The 16,751-nt window shown below is 51.0% G+C and carries 16 protein-coding genes and 1 pseudogene; 12 read left to right on the top strand and 5 right to left on the bottom strand.

What is annotated here, in order from left to right; genetic code table 11:
* The first annotated feature begins 22 nt into the window (after positions 1-22).
* On the top strand, positions 23-748 hold the full coding sequence (gene lipB / locus IPL17_RS03855) for a lipoyl(octanoyl) transferase LipB (protein ID WP_345305762.1): 726 nt from the start codon (positions 23-25) through the stop codon (positions 746-748).
* 30 nt (positions 749-778) lie between these two features.
* Here the strand turns inward: lipB and IPL17_RS03860 are convergent, their stop codons facing one another.
* Positions 779-1,744 carry a GGDEF domain-containing protein gene (locus IPL17_RS03860; protein WP_345305763.1) on the bottom strand — a complete coding sequence of 322 codons (966 nt, stop codon included), beginning with the start codon at positions 1,742-1,744 and terminating at the stop codon, positions 779-781.
* A 74-nt stretch (positions 1,745-1,818) separates the two neighbouring features.
* Positions 1,819-3,576, bottom strand: a complete 1,758-nt coding sequence (mutL, locus tag IPL17_RS03865; RefSeq protein ID WP_345305764.1) for a DNA mismatch repair endonuclease MutL — start codon at positions 3,574-3,576, stop codon at positions 1,819-1,821.
* A gap of 87 nt (positions 3,577-3,663) precedes the next feature.
* On the opposite strand from mutL, the gene IPL17_RS03870 reads away from it, so the two are divergent.
* The 10 genes from IPL17_RS03870 (at position 3,664) to IPL17_RS03915 (ending at position 13,557) form a co-directional block, all read left to right on the top strand.
* Complete coding sequence (locus tag IPL17_RS03870; protein ID WP_345305765.1) at positions 3,664-4,299, top strand: pyrimidine 5'-nucleotidase; 636 nt, start codon at positions 3,664-3,666, stop codon at positions 4,297-4,299.
* Positions 4,300-4,301: 2 nt separating this feature from the next.
* The gene (locus tag IPL17_RS03875) at positions 4,302-4,544 is read left to right on the top strand and encodes a hypothetical protein (protein ID WP_345305766.1); all 243 of its coding nucleotides are present in this window, start codon (positions 4,302-4,304) and stop codon (positions 4,542-4,544) included.
* A 116-nt stretch (positions 4,545-4,660) separates the two neighbouring features.
* Entirely contained in the window at positions 4,661-5,980 is a 1,320-nt protein-coding gene (locus IPL17_RS03880) for a S41 family peptidase (RefSeq protein ID WP_345305767.1), read from the top strand.
* A 59-nt stretch (positions 5,981-6,039) separates the two neighbouring features.
* Entirely contained in the window at positions 6,040-6,729 is a 690-nt protein-coding gene (locus IPL17_RS03885) for a zinc metallopeptidase (protein ID WP_345305768.1), read from the top strand.
* A 108-nt stretch (positions 6,730-6,837) separates the two neighbouring features.
* On the top strand, positions 6,838-7,857 hold the full coding sequence (locus IPL17_RS03890) for a lysylphosphatidylglycerol synthase transmembrane domain-containing protein (RefSeq protein ID WP_345305769.1): 1,020 nt from the start codon (positions 6,838-6,840) through the stop codon (positions 7,855-7,857).
* An 11-nt stretch (positions 7,858-7,868) separates the two neighbouring features.
* A complete protein-coding gene (locus IPL17_RS03895; protein WP_345305770.1) occupies positions 7,869-10,385 on the top strand; it encodes a DEAD/DEAH box helicase in 2,517 nt (838 codons plus the stop codon).
* 40 nt (positions 10,386-10,425) lie between these two features.
* Entirely contained in the window at positions 10,426-10,941 is a 516-nt protein-coding gene (locus tag IPL17_RS03900; RefSeq protein WP_345305771.1) for a flavodoxin domain-containing protein, read from the top strand.
* A 23-nt stretch (positions 10,942-10,964) separates the two neighbouring features.
* Complete coding sequence (locus IPL17_RS03905; protein ID WP_345305772.1) at positions 10,965-11,399, top strand: chromate resistance protein ChrB domain-containing protein; 435 nt, start codon at positions 10,965-10,967, stop codon at positions 11,397-11,399.
* Between the two features lie 68 nt (positions 11,400-11,467).
* Positions 11,468-12,325: an RsiV family protein gene (locus IPL17_RS03910; RefSeq protein WP_345305773.1), complete on the top strand. Its 858-nt coding sequence runs from the start codon at positions 11,468-11,470 to the stop codon at positions 12,323-12,325.
* A 17-nt stretch (positions 12,326-12,342) separates the two neighbouring features.
* A complete protein-coding gene (locus tag IPL17_RS03915) occupies positions 12,343-13,557 on the top strand; it encodes an MFS transporter (RefSeq protein ID WP_345305774.1) in 1,215 nt (404 codons plus the stop codon).
* Between the two features lie 19 nt (positions 13,558-13,576).
* On the opposite strand, the gene IPL17_RS03920 is transcribed toward IPL17_RS03915, so the two are convergent.
* Positions 13,577-14,350, bottom strand: coding sequence for a hypothetical protein (locus tag IPL17_RS03920; protein ID WP_345305775.1), 774 nt, complete (start codon positions 14,348-14,350; stop codon positions 13,577-13,579).
* 98 nt (positions 14,351-14,448) lie between these two features.
* On the opposite strand from IPL17_RS03920, the gene IPL17_RS03925 reads away from it, so the two are divergent.
* Positions 14,449-15,762 (top strand): alpha/beta hydrolase, encoded by a 1,314-nt coding sequence (locus IPL17_RS03925; protein ID WP_345305776.1) that lies wholly within the window; start codon positions 14,449-14,451, stop codon positions 15,760-15,762.
* 8 nt (positions 15,763-15,770) lie between these two features.
* Here IPL17_RS03925 and IPL17_RS03930 read toward each other — a convergent pair whose 3' ends face one another.
* Positions 15,771-16,391: a CPBP family glutamic-type intramembrane protease gene (locus tag IPL17_RS03930; RefSeq protein ID WP_345305777.1), complete on the bottom strand. Its 621-nt coding sequence runs from the start codon at positions 16,389-16,391 to the stop codon at positions 15,771-15,773.
* Between the two features lie 7 nt (positions 16,392-16,398).
* A pseudogene (locus IPL17_RS03935) lies at positions 16,399-16,751 on the bottom strand (mevalonate kinase); the annotation flags it as partial.

Genomic DNA, 16,751 nt, shown 5'->3' on the forward strand with positions numbered 1-16,751 from the left:
CCATCCCTGTGAGATTAGTGATATGCAACTTGACATTATTGATCTGGGTCTTATTGAGTACGGAATCGCATGGAAATTGCAGGATACATATACTGCGGAGATCGCTGAAGGAAAACGCCCGCCAACCCTGCTCTTGCTTGAACACCCCCATGTGTACACATTTGGAAGAAAAGGCCGTGCTGATAACCTGCTTTGGAGCGAAGAGCAGCTAAGGCAAAAAGGCATCACCACGCACTGGGTGGATCGCGGAGGGGATGTGACCTATCACGGTCCAGGTCAGCTGGTGGGCTATCCGTTGATCCCGCTTGGCAAGATCAACAATGACAACAAACCTCCTGAGGTTGACTACGTGGGCTATATCCGCAGGTTGGAGGAAACCCTCATTGGGGCGCTTATGCACTTCGGGATCGGCGCAGGTCAGCGGTCAGGCATGAGCGGAGTCTGGGTACAGGCGGATGTCTATTCGCGCTGTCCACGCTGCAGGCCCGAGGAAAAACAAAAACCCGCCAAGATCGCCGCCATCGGCGTCAAAGTGGATGCGCGCGGAATCACCCGTCACGGCTTCGCCTTGAATGTGAATCCAATCATGGAATATTGGGAAGGTATTATCCCCTGCGGACTAAATGAACCCGTTGTTTCACTGGCAGACCTGCTTTATCCCCCGCCATTGATGGCGCATGTTAAAGAGAAGGTCAGCGCCGCATTCCGTGAAGTATTTCTGGGAAATAAAATAATTTCACCGAATTAAGAAAATTCGCAGAATCTCTTCTGCGAGTTTTTATTCGTCCACCACCCAGCGATTACGTCCTGCCCTTTTCGCTTCATACATGGCGTTATCCGAACGGTTCAGCAGGGTATCCCATGTATCAACCTCGTGGCGAAACTGGGCGATCCCAATACTGACCGTCACATGAATACTGTGTTCCTGGACTTGCACCACAGCTTGACTGATCTGCCTGCATAAGCGGGAAGCTTGTTCCGCTGCCGCTTTTAGATCTGAATTAGGCAGAAGGATCAGGAATTCCTCGCCGCCATAACGGCCGGCAATATCGGGTTGGCGGGTATGATCGCGTAACTGATAAGCAACCTGTCTCAAGACCTCATCTCCCACCAAATGTCCGTAGGTATCATTGACACTCTTGAAATAATCGATATCCATGACTGAAATCGAAAGCGGGGAGTTATATCGAACAGCGCGGATCACTTCAGACTGAAGTTCCTTCACGATCATGCGCCGATTCAGCAAAAACGTAAGCGGATCGATTTGCGCCACTTCTCTGGCCTGGATCATGACCGATTCCATTTCGACCTGTTTATTGCGGGCGATCTTTTTCGCCGCTTCACTCTCTAGACGAAACATTTTAACCTGCCTGTTCAAGCGATCTATGAGCTTTTGAGTATCAGGCGTTGACGCAATTTTCTCGGCGGTAAATAGCAGATTCCCGTTTGACATCGGAATCAGGGCGCAATCAAAAAAAGATGGGGTGCCATTATTGGAAATGATCTCGGATGTCCAATGCTCTTGAGAGGCGGCGCTTAATTTGAAGTTGACCTGATGCCTGTCTTGCTGGAGGAAAATATCCTCCAGCTTATTGATCGGGGAGTTCGATTTTTTATAATCCCCAAAAGCATGGTTCCACGAAATCAAGGCGCCACTGCTGTCTACCAGTGTGATCATGACATGAATATTCTCAAATAATTCCCCAACTTTGTTTGGAGAGATCAATTGCTCCAACTTTTTCATAACATCATTTTAGCCTATTCATTGAATATTTCCGTCCACCTTTCAATTCTAAAAACTGGCCATTGGCCGCGCCTTTATCGCGCACCCTTTCTGCCAAATTGACGCTCCAGCGTGTCCACGGACAGGTGAATCATAGTCGGTCTGCCATGCGGACAAGTGCGCGGAGAATTGCAGGCTTCAAGATCATTCAAAAGTTGACGTTGCTCCTCGCTTGTGAGAGTCTGTCCGCCTTTGACGGCCAGCCGTTTGCAGACACGTGCTGCAAGTTTCGCTTCGATCTCTGTCTGCAGCGGAGCTTCATCCTCTTCAAAATCCTCAACCAAAGCCCTCAGCGCAAATGACGGATCTCCGCCTGCAAACAAGACAGGCATGGCACGCACCTGAAAGGTATTCGAGCCAAATTCCTCCACTTCAAAACCAAAGTGATTAAGGAAAGGCAATTGTGATACCAGCATCTTTGCAGACTGAGGGGGCAAAGTCACGATTTCCGGGGCGAGCAATGATTGGGACGGAATATTCTTCTTATCGTGTTGCGCCATCAACTTCTCGAATAGGACGCGTTCATGCGCCGCATGTTGATCCACAAGATACAACCCGTCGGGTCCCTCGGCGACGATATAGGTTGATCCGATCTGTCCAATGAGGCGTAAAAGGGGAACAGGAAGGAAAGATGGGTTTATGGTTGACCGTTGACCGTTGACCGTTTCTTCTGCATTTGAGAACTGTCCACCATCCACTGTCAACTGATCACTGGAATGCCCAATACTCCAATCTATACCCACTTCCCTTCTCTCAGTTGACCCCGAGCGCGAACCCCACATTTGCGGCGAGACGGATGCCACAGGTGTGTATGCCATCAAAGCCTTTCGCGCTGACCTTTGCACGAAACTAAAGACCTTGTCCTGGCTTTTAAAGCGCACTTCCGCTTTTGTGGGGTGTACGTTCACATCCACATCTTCAGGTGCGATCTCCAAAAATAACGTTGTGAGCGGATAGCGGCCCACCATCAACAGGGTGTGATAAGCCTGCAGCAGCGCTGTGGTCAGGGAAAATTCCTGCACCCAGCGCCCGTTGACGAAGAATGTGATCTCTTTTCGATTGGAACGGGTCAAAGAAGTGGGACTGATAAAACCAGTGAGTGATATGCCGTCTTCCTGAGCCATCACCTCCAGCATCTGTTTGGCAACATCAACGCCATACAACGCAGCGAGAATGGAACGCCTGTCGCCGTCTCCGGAGGTTTGCAGAGTGGATTGTTTGCCGTCCGTCACTTTGAAGCGCACATTCGGATACGCCAGCGCATAACGCGTGATCAAAGAATCAATGGCGCGTCTTTCGGTGACATCTGCTTTTAAAAATTTCAAACGGGCGGGCACATTGTAAAACAAATTTTCCACCCGCAGCACAGTTCCAACAGGAGCGCCGACCCTTTCAACTTTTCCTGAAACTCCGCCATCCACTTTTAAGCGCGCACCTTCTTTCGCGGATGCCACTCTGGAAGTAATGCTCATGCGCGAGACGGAACCAATCGAAGCGAGCGCTTCGCCTCGGAATCCCAAAGTAGTAATGTGAAATAAGTCTTCAGACTGGGTCAGTTTTGAGGTCGCGTGACGCGCGGCAGCCAATTCCAATTCATCGGACGGAATTCCATGCCCATCGTCCGCAATTTCGATCAGCGTCCGTCCGGCATCTACAATGGAAATGGAAATGTTTTTCGCGCCGGCATCCAACGCGTTCTCAGTCAGTTCTTTAACAACGGATGCGGGACGTTCAACAACTTCACCCGCGGCAATTTGAGAAGAAACTTCGGAGGATAAAAGACGAATAGGCATTGGCGGATTATACCCATGACGCACGCGAATTGCGCTTTTTTTCAAATTGAATCGGAATTTGCGGACAGGGTATTATATAATCGCGCAATGAAATTTAGCACAATCTTTTTCGATCTTGACGACACGCTGTATCCTCCCAGCACAAATCTATGGAAAGCCATCAAGGGACGTATGAACGATTACATGCGCGACCGTATGAACCTCCCTGTCGAGAAAATCCCGGAGCTGCGTGAAAGATACTACCTGCAGTACGGAACCACCATGCGCGGATTGCAGGCGAATCACCAACTCGACGCGGATGACTTCCTGGCTTATGTACACGACCTGCCCCTCGGCGATTACCTGACTCCCGATCCACTGCAGCGCTCGATCATCGCATCTCTCCCAACCCGCAACCTGATCTTCACTAACGCGGATATTCACCATGCTGAAAGGGTATTGACCGTGCTCAACCTGCGTGACCTTTTCAAATCCATTGTGGATGTGAACACGGTCACCCCGTACTGCAAGCCCATGCCCGAGTCGTTTGGCATCGCCATGAAGCTGGCCGGCGAGGCGGACCCATCGCGCTGTGTGATGATCGATGACCTTAAACGCACAACCCGCGCTGCGCGTGAGGCCGGCATGTTCAGCATTTTATACGGAGAGACATATATGAACGGGGATGCCGATGCGAGTTTCTCGGATTGGCATCAATTGACTGGAATTCTGGAGGCACAATAATCGTGGAATCAAATAAAGCAGTGATCGGCGCCTTGCTTTTTATTCTACTTGTGATCGGCGCAAACTTCGTCATGTACGCCATCGCGCGCGGGGCGGCCAACTCAAAACAAAAAGGGTTTCTGGAAACGATCAGCAAATCGCTGAACACATCCACGCAAAAAAAAGATAACTCGATGGATGAGCTTCGTCAAAAGATCGAAGAACTGGAAAAGGGTAAGAAAGGGGATTCGGGGGAATCTGAATAGTATCCGCTCGCTCAGCAAAGCATCTGCGTTCTTACACAAATCGTATAAAGAATTCAGCAAACATTAATCCCCGAATGGTATCTTTTTATCGAGACAAAGCCAAACTGGAGGCTATTTTGAATAAAACTTTAAAGAATATATTGGTCGTACTGGTTGTGACTGTGATCGCGCTCGGCTCATTTGCAGGCGGATTCGCCACCGGGCATCTCCTGCCCATTTCGGGTTTACCCGGCTTGCAGGCGCCCACAGTGGATGCGCCGCCAACCACAGCGCCTGAGCAACAGTCAATCACTCCGTCAGAATTACAAAATACCTTCGCGCCTTTTTGGGAAGCCTGGAACCTGATCCATGAGAACTATGTGGAACAGCCTGTTGACGATCTAGCGTTAATGCGCGGCGCGATCAACGGCATGATGGATACGCTAAAAGTCGGACGCAACTATTACTACGATCCCGAAGCCCTGGAACAAAGCGACGCGGCCCTGAACGGCAAGGATTATGAAGGTATTGGCGCGTACGTTGACGTTGAAAAGGAATATCTTACCGTCATCAGTCCCATCAAAGGCTCGCCGGCCGAGAAGGCGGGACTGCGCTCCGGCGACCAGATCATCGCAATTGACGGGGTGGATATGACCGGCGTTTCTCCGGAAGATGCTCGCCAGAAAGTACTTGGGCCGGGCGGCACAGAAGTGGTTTTAACAATATTCCGCAAAGGCACGGACGCGCCCTTTGACGTCGAGATCACGCGCGCCAAGATCGTCACCCCGCTGGTTGAATATGAACTGCGTCCCGACGGCATCGCCTACATTCGTCTGGTCACTTTTGGGGATACGGCGGATACGGAATTAAAGAAAGCCATCAATGAGATGCTCGCTCAAAATCCGAAAGGCTTGATCCTTGATTTGCGCAATAACGGCGGCGGTTATCTGGATCAAGGAATTTCCGTTGCCTCTGAATTCCTGCCAAAAGACAAGATCGTTGTCTACGAAAAATTTGGGGATGGCAAACTTACCTCTTATGAATCCATCGGCGGCGGGGAGGCTACAGACATCCCGATGGTGGTGCTCATCAATGAAGGATCCGCTTCGGCGGCAGAAATTGTGGCGGGTGCAATTCAAGATTACGGCCGCGCAAAATTGATCGGCACCCAAAGTTACGGCAAGGGATCAGTCCAAAGTTTTATTCAACTTCAAAATAATCAGGGAGCTGTAGGCATCACAATGGCGCTCTGGCTGACTCCCAATGAACGCTCCATTGACCATGTTGGGCTTTCGCCTGATATCTTTGTAGAGTTCACGGACGAAGATTTCGCCGCCGGGCGCGATCCACAGCTTGATGCCGCCGCGCAAACCCTGCTGGCGACCATTAATGGAAATCCGCTTCCAACATCCATGCCGCGCCCGACCCCAACAGTCACGCCGGTTCATACACCTTAACTTGTCTGCCTTGCGTATATAGTTAGAGTCAACAATTTTTCATAGAAAGGAAAATAAAAATGTTCTTCAGCCCAACTTATTTAATGTATATGCTCCCAGCATTCATTCTGATGGGACTCACCTCCTGGTATGTCAAATCAGCTTACAACAAATGGAGCCGCGTACAGGCTTCCAGCAGATTGACCGGTGCGCAAGCCGCGCAGCGATTAATGAATGCCGGTAATTTATACGGCGTGCAAATTCAAACCACATCCGGCGAGCTGACCGATCACTACGACCCGCGCAATAAAACCCTCTTCCTTTCACAAGGAGTTGCGAATGTTGCATCGGTCGCATCGCTCGCCATCGCGGCGCACGAACTTGGTCACGCCATGCAGGACGCGGAAGAATATCTCCCGCTCAAATTCCGCTCGGCGCTGGTGCCGGTCGTTAACATCGGGTCCAATCTCGGCTGGATACTGATCATGATCGGTTTATTCCTGCGCTTTACCGAACTCGCCTGGCTGGGAATCATTATTTTCGCCGGCGGAGCGGTCTTCGCCCTCGCCACCCTGCCCGTGGAATTTAACGCGTCAGCCCGCGCGAAGCAGCTGCTCGTGCAAACCGGCATCATCCAAACTGAAGCAGAACAGCGCGGTGTCAACGCCGTACTGAACGCAGCTGCGTTGACCTATGTGGCCGGGTTAATCACAGCCATCCTGCAATTGCTGTATTATGTTTCACTGGTTGGCAGCGGCAGACGTAGATAAAACGTATTGCAGACTGAAGTCTGCCTTTATCGTGCGGACTGAAGTCCGCAGTCCAGAACTTAAGAGCAGGCGCAAGTCTGCTCTTTTTTTGTGTGTATAATCACAGGAATGAAGAAATTATTTGTTGTAGTTATATTATTTCTTGGCATTGCGGTGGTGGCGATCAGTTTCAGTGAACTGGAAACCATCATGCAAACTTTGCAAAAAGCGCACTTAACTTTTTTTATTCTAGCCATCCTTGTTCAACTGATCTGGTTCGTCACCACGGCGCGCATGTATCAATCCATTTTTCATCTGCTTGGAGTACACGAATCTGTGCAGACTTTGGCGAGGATATCCACAGCGGCGAACTTCATCAACGTGGTGGCACCAACTGCCGGCGTAGGCGGAATCGCCCTCTTTGCGTCCGAAGCGCGGCGGCGCGGGCATCCGCCCGGCAAAGTAACAGTCGCCGCCGCATTATTCCTGCTGCTTGATCAAGCCGCGTTTCTGGTTGTCCTGTCACTTGGACTGATGGTGCTGGTTCGCCGCAATGATTTGAAGGCAGGCGAAATATCAGCTTCCTTGTTCCTGCTTGGAACCGCCGTCACATACGCCTTTGTGCTGTACCTTGGATATCGCTCTGAGGAAAAACTAGGCAACCTGCTGGGGAAGATCGCGCGGGGCATCAACCGTGTTGTAAAGTTCTTTCGCAAGGAAGATTACCTGAGTGAAGTTCGCGCGCATGAGTTCGCGCATGAGGTTTCGGAAGGGCTGGCCGGACTAACCGAAAAACCGTCAAGTTTGGTCAGGCCGATCCTGTGGGGGATTTTGGACAAAGGGTTACTGATGCTTGTGCTGGTATTCTCATTTCTTTCTTTTGAAGTTCCCTTTTCCGCCGGCACCATCATCGCAGGATTTTCGATCGCATATCTTTTTCTGATCGTCTCTCCCACGCCTTCAGGCATCGGCATCGTGGAAGGGCTAATGCCCCTCGCGCTGACATCCCTGAACGTCAATTGGAGTCAGGCGGTCGTGATCACCCTCACCTATCGCACCGTCACCTTTTGGGTTCCATTCGGGATCGGCGCATGGGCGTTCCGTACCCTGCACACACTTGGTGAAGAACCGTCAGCTAGTAGTGCATAATCGGCAACAAATTGAATCACCTTCAACAATTATTTGAGCATTGGAAACAGGACGAAAATACCGCGCCGAATTTTTCAGCGTGGAGAACAACTCCGCCGCGCGCGGCACAGACGCATCCATTCCCGACCGATCTGCCTGCCGCACTACGAGAGGCATTATCCACCCGCAGCATTGACAGCCTCTACTCGCACCAACTTTCAGCATGGACAAATACCCGCGCTGGAAAAAATATCATCCTCGCGACCAGCACCGCCAGCGGAAAGACTCTCGCCTACAACCTGCCCGTCCTCGCGGCAATGATCCAAAACCCCGAAGCGCGTGCGATTTACTTATTCCCGACCAAAGCCCTCGCGCAGGATCAATACTCCAATCTTCAATCCATCCAATCGAAAATCGCAAATCTGAAATCGTCAATCTATGACGGCGATACCCCTCAATCACAACGCTCTGCGATTCGCAAGAACGCCCGCATCGTACTCTCAAATCCAGACATGCTTCATACTGGAATTTTGCCGCATCACTCTAACTGGAGCGAATTTTTCAGCAACCTGAAATTCATCGTCATCGATGAAGCCCACACCTACCGCGGAGTCTTTGGCTCGCATGTCGCCAACGTCATCCGCAGACTCAAACGCGTGGCGAATTTTTATGGAGCAAAGCCGCAGTTCATTCTCGCATCCGCAACGATCGGCAATCCAAAGGAACTTGCTGAAAACTTAATTGAAGAAGATGTTGAACTCATTGACAACGACGGCTCGTCGCGCGGCGAACGTCATTTCATTATTTACAATCCACCCGTTACAGACCATTCGCTGGGATTAAGAAAAAGCAGTTTATTGGAAAGCGTACGCCTTGCAACAGACTTGTTGAATCATAATATTCAATCTGTTGTCTTTGCACGGACGCGCCGCAGTGTGGAAATCATTTTGACGTACTTGCAATCGTCAATCGTCAATCGTCAATCTGAAATCCGCGGCTATCGCTCCGGCTACCTTCCGCATCAACGCCGCGAGATCGAGCAGGGATTACGCGACGGTTCTGTCAAAACTGTCGTTGCCACCAATGCACTTGAATTGGGAATCGACATCGGCGGATTGGGCGCAGCGATCCTTGTCGGGTATCCGGGCACCATCGCAAGCACAAGACAGCAATCGGGCCGGGCGGGACGCGGAGATGATCCAGCCGTGTCAGTGTTGGTCGCGTCGCCGAATCCGCTGGACCAGTTCCTCGCGCATCACCCCGAATATTTTTTCGGCAGTTCGCCGGAGCAGGCACTTCTCAACCCAAATCATTTGCTCATTTTGCTCGAGCATTTGCGCTGTGCAATGTTCGAGCTGCCATTTCAAAAGGGTGATGGCTTCGGAAGCATCTCCGATGAGCTGCTCGATGAATATCTCGAATTCCTGGTTGCAAATCAAGATGCGCATTTCTCGGACGAAAAATATTTTTGGATGAAGGATCAATATCCCGCCGCGAATATTTCACTGCGTTCCGCATCGCCGCAAAGCATTGTTCTGCAAAGCATGACCGAAGATGGCAGACCGTGGACAGTAGGAACAGTCGATGGTGAAAGCGCGGCGTGGATGGTTCACCCCGGCGCGATCTATATGCACGAAGGCCAGCAATATTTTGTGCAGGAATTCAATCTCGAACATCAGCTCGCCCAGCTCATTCCAGTCGGCCTCGATTACTACACTGAAGCGCAAAGAAGTTCTGAGATCGAAGTGCTTTCCACCAATGAGCATTCCGCAATCAACGGCGGCGAAAAAGCATACGGTGAAATTCAAGTGACAACTCAAGTTGTCGGCTTCAAAAAAATCCGCTGGTTCACATATGAAAATTTAGGAGAAGAACCGCTGGATATGCCCCCGTCCGAATTACAGACAACCGGCTACTGGCTTTCTCTTTCCGAAGAAACAGTCTCGCATCTGCGCGACGCTGGGAGCTGGTCCAACGACCCAAACAATTACGGCCCCGACTGGCTGAAGATCCGTGAGCGTGTGCGCGCACGCGACCAATATCAATGTCAGGTCTGCGGCACAGTAGAAAGCGGACGGCAGCATGATGTGCATCATAAGATCCCATTCCGCGCCTTTGTGCGTGAAGGCGCATTGGATCGCGATCAAGCCAATCGTTTGGAGAATCTCACCACCCTCTGCCCGACCTGTCATAAAAAAGTGGAACAAAACGTCCGCATCCGCAGTGGACTGGCCGGGCTGGGATTCGTCCTCGGCAACCTCGCGCCATTATTCCTGATGTGCGATCCGCGTGACTTGGGAATTCACACAGACCCGGTCTGGAAGCCCGCCAACAACATGCCGTCCGTTGTTCTTTATGATCATGTCCCGGCGGGAATCGGATTCAGTCAAAAATTATTTGAGATCCATGATGAACTGATCCGCCGCGCCTACGAACTGGTCAGCGAATGCGAATGTGAAGACGGCTGTCCATCCTGTGTCGGTCCCGGCGGCGAGAATGGCATCGGCGGAAAAATTGAGACCTTGGAAATTTTGAAACAATTGCAATGAGCTATCTGTTCTTGAAATTGATATAAAAGGAGAAGCTAAAATGTCGAACAAAATTCTTGTTACGTATGCCAGTCGCGCAGGTTCTACTGCGGAAGTAGCAGAAGCCATCGGCAAGACTCTCGCCGAAAATGGCACGCTAGTGGATGTACTGCCAATGAATGAAGTGACAGATCTTTCCTTGTACCAAGCTGTTGTTGCAGGCAGCGCCATTCGTGGTTCAAAATGGCTTCCGGAGGCTATGCAGTTTATCCAGACTCATCGGGCGGAATTGGCACAGAAGCGATTCGCAGAGTTTACAGTCTGCATCACATTGGCAATGTCAAACAGCGATCAATACCGCTCAGCAGTGGCAAAATGGGTTGCGCCTGTGCGCGAACAAGTGAAACCGCTCAGCGAAGGTCTCTTTGCAGGAATGCTGGATTTCAGCAAACTACCGTTCAATTGGGATACACTCATGCTACGCCTCACCGTCGCCCTGGGTATTTTCCCGCGCGGAGATCGCCGTGACTGGAATGCCATCCGTATCTGGGCGGAAAGCTTGAAACCCATTCTGTAAATAATCTGCAAGAGGAGAATTCCATGAAATGGATCACCCGTTCCCACGTACACGTTGACCGAGTCGCATGCCCGTGGCTGATCACCCGCTTCATAGACAGCGAAGCGGAATTTTTATTCGTACCCGCCAGTCAAATTGAGAAAGTTGTCAAAGAGACCGGAGCGATTCCCTACGACGCGCCCGGCGTGGAACTGGGTCACGTGGATGGACGCTGTTCGTTTGAATCGATCATCGTCAAATATGGACTCAAGGAGCCGGGACTTTTGCGGCTGGCAAAGATCGTCCATGCGGCGGATGTGGATGAAGATATTGATACCGACCCCATCGCGCGCGGATTGGAAGCCATCGCCAGCGGATACAGTTTGCGCTTTCCGCATGACCTCGAAAATATAGAAAATCAATTTGAAGTCTACGATGCCTTATATGCATGGTGTCGTTTGGATGTGGCGAAGAAATAAAAATTCAATGTCGCTGCGAGGAGCCGCCATACGGCGACGAAGCAATCCCCGAGTCAGCAGGAGTTATTATGAAAACGAAAAATCTATTCTTGTTAGTTGTTCTTTTGATGAGCGCACTGGCATGCAGCCTGTCCGGAGTCACCCCGGACAACCCGCCGGTCGACCTGCCCATCTCGGCCACTGCGCCAGCCGTCAACATTGAAGCAACTTTCACACTGATCCCGACCCTCACTCCGTCCGCGCCGACGCTCCCGCCGCCAACGCCCATGCTGAGTCAGACGGTTTCCGTACAATCCTCGCCATTCAGTGAAACAGGGATTGCGCCCGTGTACACGATCACAGCACAGATCACAACTCTTCAAGGCTCAAGTGACCCGCGCGTGACGAACTTCAATACGCTCATAGAGCAAATTATCCAGGATGAAATAGATCAATTCAAGAACGATGTACTTGCTTTTGCATCCAACCCTCCCATCGGGGCAGGAAGCAGTTTTGACTTGCAGTATTCGATCATCGGTCAGCGCGCGGATATTTGGAGCATCAAACTCGAAATCTATGTTTTTTCAGACGGCGCAGCGCATCCAAACGGATACAGCCGCACATTGAATTACGATCTTTCGAGTGGCAGAGAGATCACCCTGGATGAGCTTTTCCTTTCAGGTTCGAACTACCTTCAAGCGCTCTCGGATCTCTGCAAAGCTCAATTGTCTACGCGCGATATTGGTTTTGAGATGTTCTCCGCCGGCGCGGACCCGCTCGCAGAAAACTACCAGCGCTGGAATATTTCCGATCAAGGTCTGGTCATCACCTTTGACGCGTATCAGGTTGCTGCGTACGCGGCGGGTCCGCAGCTTGTGGTGATCCCTTTCTCTGAACTGCAAAGTATTATCAACCCGCAAGGCGCGCTGGCAGTATTTTCCCAATAAAAAATATAGGACACAGCATGACCCATCAACGCGACATCAACCTGCTTTTCTCCACGCGCATCATTCGTTTGTTCTGCTACGGATTTCTCTCAGTTGTGCTCGCGCTTTATCTCGCTGAAACAGGCTTTGACGAAAAGATGATCGGTCTGCTCTTTACGCTGACATTGGCCGGCGACGCAGGCATCACATTATGGCTTACCACACACGCAGACCAATTCGGGCGCAGGAAAACTCTGTTGGTCGGCGCCCTGCTCATGGTCGGGGCGGGTGCCGTGTTTGTCATCACAAATAATATTATTCTGTTAATGGCGGCTGCCATCATCGGCGTCATCAGTCCAAGCGGAAATGAGATCGGGCCGTTCCTGTCCGTGGAACAGGCAGGACTGTCTCAACTCATCCCCGACAAACAACGCACGAAATTCTTCGCATGGTACAACATGGTCGGTTCGTTCGCAACTGCAACAGGTGCGCTCGCGGGCGGATGGCTGGCAAAGATTTTGAATGGCAACGGCATGTCTCAACTGGAGTCATACCGCGTTGTGTTGATGGGATACGGGCTTGGCGGAATTTTACTTTTGATTTTGTTCATGGGAGTATCATCCGCAATCGAAGTGACTGAAATAAAAACAGATGTCAAAAAGACTCTTGGCTTGCATCGCTCGCGCAAAGTTGTTTTCAAATTGAGCGCTCTTTTTGCACTGGATGCATTCGCCGGCGGATTGGTTGTGCAAAGTATGATCGCATACTGGTTCCATGTGAAGTTCGGTGTGGACTCTGGAACACTTGGCAGTATCTTCTTTGGCGCAAATGTGCTCGCAGGAATTTCGGCATTGCTAGCTGTGCCCCTCGCTGCAAGGATCGGATTGATCAACACGATGGTCTTCACGCACATCCCATCGAATATTTTATTGATGCTCGTTCCGTTGATGCCAAACCTGCCTCTCGCCATTGGGATTTTGCTCCTGCGATTCAGCATCTCGCAAATGGATGTCCCCACGCGTCAATCCTACACGATGGCTGTTGTTGCCCCCGACGAACGGTCCGCCGCTTCGGGTGTGACCGCCATCGCGCGTTCTGTTGGCGCAGCCATCTCTCCCATGCTGACAGGCTTCTTCTTTAGCATTCCGTTTTTATTCAACGCGCCGCTCTTCCTTGCCGGCGGACTTAAGATCATTTATGACCTTTTATTATTCAGAGAATTTCGCTCTGTCAAACCACCGGAAGAAAAGTAGGGGCGAGGTGACCTCGCCCCTACTTTCTGTGCAACAAATTCAAAATATACAAAGATGAGCCTTGAATCACCAACGCAGTCAACACCGCCGCTCCGAAAGAAACGGCCAAACTTGTCTTTTCGATCAAGAGACTCAAGACAATAAAAAATCCCGTGAACGCGAACATCCCATAGAGCAGTCCGCGCAAGACATGCGCCGCCGCGGCTGGACCTTGATGCCGGTGAGCAAAGATCGCCAGAATAGTGACGTATAACGGAATGGTGGTTAATAATCCGGTCAAGCGTGAACCGATCAACGGCGCAACGCCGGTCAACAACAAAATGAAACTCGTTCCGATCAAGATACGGATTGGAATATCCCATTTACCCGGCTTTGTTTCACTTTCTTTCACCACAGTATCGTTGGGCATAAACCGCAAACCAAGCACGATCACTGCGGCTACCATGAAAAAGACAGGCAGGAGAGGAAAAGTAAAGTTTTGCAAGATCGTAGTGCTCGTGGCAAAAACAAGCAAACTTCCTGTGATGGAGATCTGCCAGCGGAACTTCGTCGCCAGCCATGAATAAGTTAATGCATAGGCCACAAGCGATAGTCCGCCGCTCAACACGCCCAGCGCGGCATTTGCCGCAAAAGCGGCGCTGTGACTTAGCGCAACAAAAAAGATGACCGGTCCGGATGTGAGCGGCATACCGACGATCCAGCCGCTGACAGCCGGTCCCCAGCGACGACCCGCAAGACTGGCGGAGCCGATAATGATCGGGGCAAGAATTAATTTCAAAACAAAGATGTTCATGTATTTTCCAGAGTTCAGGGATATGGCCTGCTGATTATACGACGATGATTTCCGAAGTCTCATAATTGAACTGCCCACATGGGGATATAATGCCGACCATGAAAAAACTTTCCCGTTTCCTCAGTTTTCTCTCGGCATTCTTTGGCCTACTGACCCTCATCCGCTCACCCAAAGGCCGCGCGGGCGGGGTCATATGGCTGCCAAAATTATGGGCGGGCGCATGGGCGCCGTTCCTCGCCATCGCGGGAGGACTCGGCGCATTGATCGGGTTCATACGCGGTGACCGCGAAGCGGCCGTCAGCGGGCTGTTTGGCGCGTTTGCCGGCATCAAACATACGGTCCGAGTAACGAAACGGCAGGATGCCTTCGAGCTTGCGTTCGGAAAGGATTGGGGGCAGCGGATCGACCCCGATCTGTGGAAGCGTTTATCGCGTCCCTATCAATTGATCCAGCCGTCCAAACCATTCGGACTCTATCAAAGGGATATCAACATTGGCGATGCGGCGCCTCTTTACTGCGACCTGTGGCTGCCGCCGTCCGAAGTCAAGCGCACCCGCCTTGCCATTATCTACCTGCACGGCGGCCTATGGCAGGCCGCAGACAAGGATTTTCTCTCTCGCCCGTTGTTTTCGCGATTGGTGAATCAGGGCCACGTGGTCATGGACCTGGCCTACTCGCTCGCGCCTGAAGCAGACATGAAAAAAATGCTGAATGATGTCAAGCATTCCATCATCTGGATGAAAGCAAATGCCGCACGTCTTGATATTGACCCCGAACGAATTGTGTTGATGGGCGGCGCAGGCGGCGGGCAGCTTGCATTGCTTGCGGCATACTCGTCGAATATTCCGTCCTTCCAACCCAAGCGAGTAGATGCTGATACATCCATTCGAGGAGTCATCTCGATTGCAGGCATCACGGACATGGATGCATATTTTCATGAATACGGCGAAGCGAATCCAGGTCAGCCAGAATCGAGTTCAACCATCACAGAGGACATGCTGCCGTATATCCACGATAAAACCTGGCTGGATAAATTTTTGACCCGTTTGCGCGCTTTCCCCGCTTATCGCTATTCAAACATTCCCGGCGGCGCGCTGCTGCTGGTAAATTTGTTTGGTGGCACATTGAACGAAGTACCCAAAAAATACCGCCTTTATTCTCCGCTCACATACGTTGACTCGTGCTGCCCACCAACTCTGCAGATCTTCGGCGACAATGATTTTGTGATCGACGCGTCACAGGGCAGGAAGTTACATCATGCCCTGCAAACAGTGAACGTCCCTTCGGTGTATATCGAACTTCCAGATACGGTCCATGCTTTCGACCAGTACATCGGTGTATCGCGCCGCATCGCACCCGCTGCGCAAACTGCAACGAACGATATTGAACAATTTCTGGCCATGATGGTCTGATTAATGAGTCACGTTGTCAGCCAATAGACTGTTAATAGTATCGAGAAATCAGCAGTCATGTGACCCAGCGCTGGCGCCAGAAGACCTTTATCCTCCCGTGCGATCTGACGCCACAGCCAGCCCGCGGATGTGAGAACTGCAAACGCGAACAGAATGGAGAATGGCTGGACCCTGCCCCACAAGATCATCACATGATAGCCGGCAAAAATCACATCCATGAAATACAACTGTTTGGAATCACTGCCAAGGATACCGCGCCAGAAATATTCTTCGACGAATGGATTTACAAGCACAAAATAAGTCATGAACATCGGCCATGAGGATGAGTTCAAGCCGATATTTTTTAACTGAGATGGCAGGTCACTGGCAATACCAAATAGATCCCAGAGAAAATACAATCCAATTCCGCTGGTACTGCAAATCAGCACACTGACCAGTATCCATTTTGGAAATTTGCTTTTGAGAAGAATGTTGACTGGAAGATTGAGGCGCAAAAACAAAAGTGTCAACAGAATCGCAATATGGAATCCGACCAGAGTCATCCATGCGCTTTTGAACAAAAACAATCCCGCCCACACGGCGAGATAAGGCGGAATGGGAGCGAGCCATTTTTGTTCATAAGACTGCATTACAGTTTTAACTGATCTCAGTGATGATCGTCCGTTTTGCGCCAGCGGAGATTAATGCATTAGCAACAGCCTCCGCCTTATCCTGCTCCACCAAAGCGATCATATTACCGCCCCGTCCGCCGCCGCTGAGTTTTGCGCCAAGCGCGCCAGCTTTGCGGGCGGCATCCACTAATTTATCCAGTACGGGAGAGGAGACTGTCATGCATTGTAATAACGCATGGTTTTGATCCATCAGCTGGCCAAGTAATTCAGGCTTTCCGTGTTCAATGGAACGACGCGCGATCAATGCAATCTGAGCGATCTCATCGAAATAATTCTCAAAAACTGCCGTGTCTCTCAACCATGAGCGGCGCACATCCC

The sequence above is a fragment of the Candidatus Villigracilis saccharophilus genome, assembly GCF_016711665.1.

Coding starts and splice junctions, on each gene's coding strand:
- lipB (WP_345305762.1), top strand. CDS start 23: ATGCAACTTGACATTATTGATCTGGGTCTTATTGAGTACGGAATCGCA.
- IPL17_RS03860 (WP_345305763.1), bottom strand. CDS start 1,744: ATGAAAAAGTTGGAGCAATTGATCTCTCCAAACAAAGTTGGGGAATTA.
- mutL (WP_345305764.1), bottom strand. CDS start 3,576: ATGCCTATTCGTCTTTTATCCTCCGAAGTTTCTTCTCAAATTGCCGCG.
- IPL17_RS03870 (WP_345305765.1), top strand. CDS start 3,664: ATGAAATTTAGCACAATCTTTTTCGATCTTGACGACACGCTGTATCCT.
- IPL17_RS03885 (WP_345305768.1), top strand. CDS start 6,040: ATGTTCTTCAGCCCAACTTATTTAATGTATATGCTCCCAGCATTCATT.
- IPL17_RS03890 (WP_345305769.1), top strand. CDS start 6,838: ATGAAGAAATTATTTGTTGTAGTTATATTATTTCTTGGCATTGCGGTG.
- IPL17_RS03900 (WP_345305771.1), top strand. CDS start 10,426: ATGTCGAACAAAATTCTTGTTACGTATGCCAGTCGCGCAGGTTCTACT.
- IPL17_RS03905 (WP_345305772.1), top strand. CDS start 10,965: ATGAAATGGATCACCCGTTCCCACGTACACGTTGACCGAGTCGCATGC.
- IPL17_RS03910 (WP_345305773.1), top strand. CDS start 11,468: ATGAAAACGAAAAATCTATTCTTGTTAGTTGTTCTTTTGATGAGCGCA.
- IPL17_RS03915 (WP_345305774.1), top strand. CDS start 12,343: ATGACCCATCAACGCGACATCAACCTGCTTTTCTCCACGCGCATCATT.
- IPL17_RS03920 (WP_345305775.1), bottom strand. CDS start 14,350: ATGAACATCTTTGTTTTGAAATTAATTCTTGCCCCGATCATTATCGGC.
- IPL17_RS03925 (WP_345305776.1), top strand. CDS start 14,449: ATGAAAAAACTTTCCCGTTTCCTCAGTTTTCTCTCGGCATTCTTTGGC.
- IPL17_RS03930 (WP_345305777.1), bottom strand. CDS start 16,391: ATGCAGTCTTATGAACAAAAATGGCTCGCTCCCATTCCGCCTTATCTC.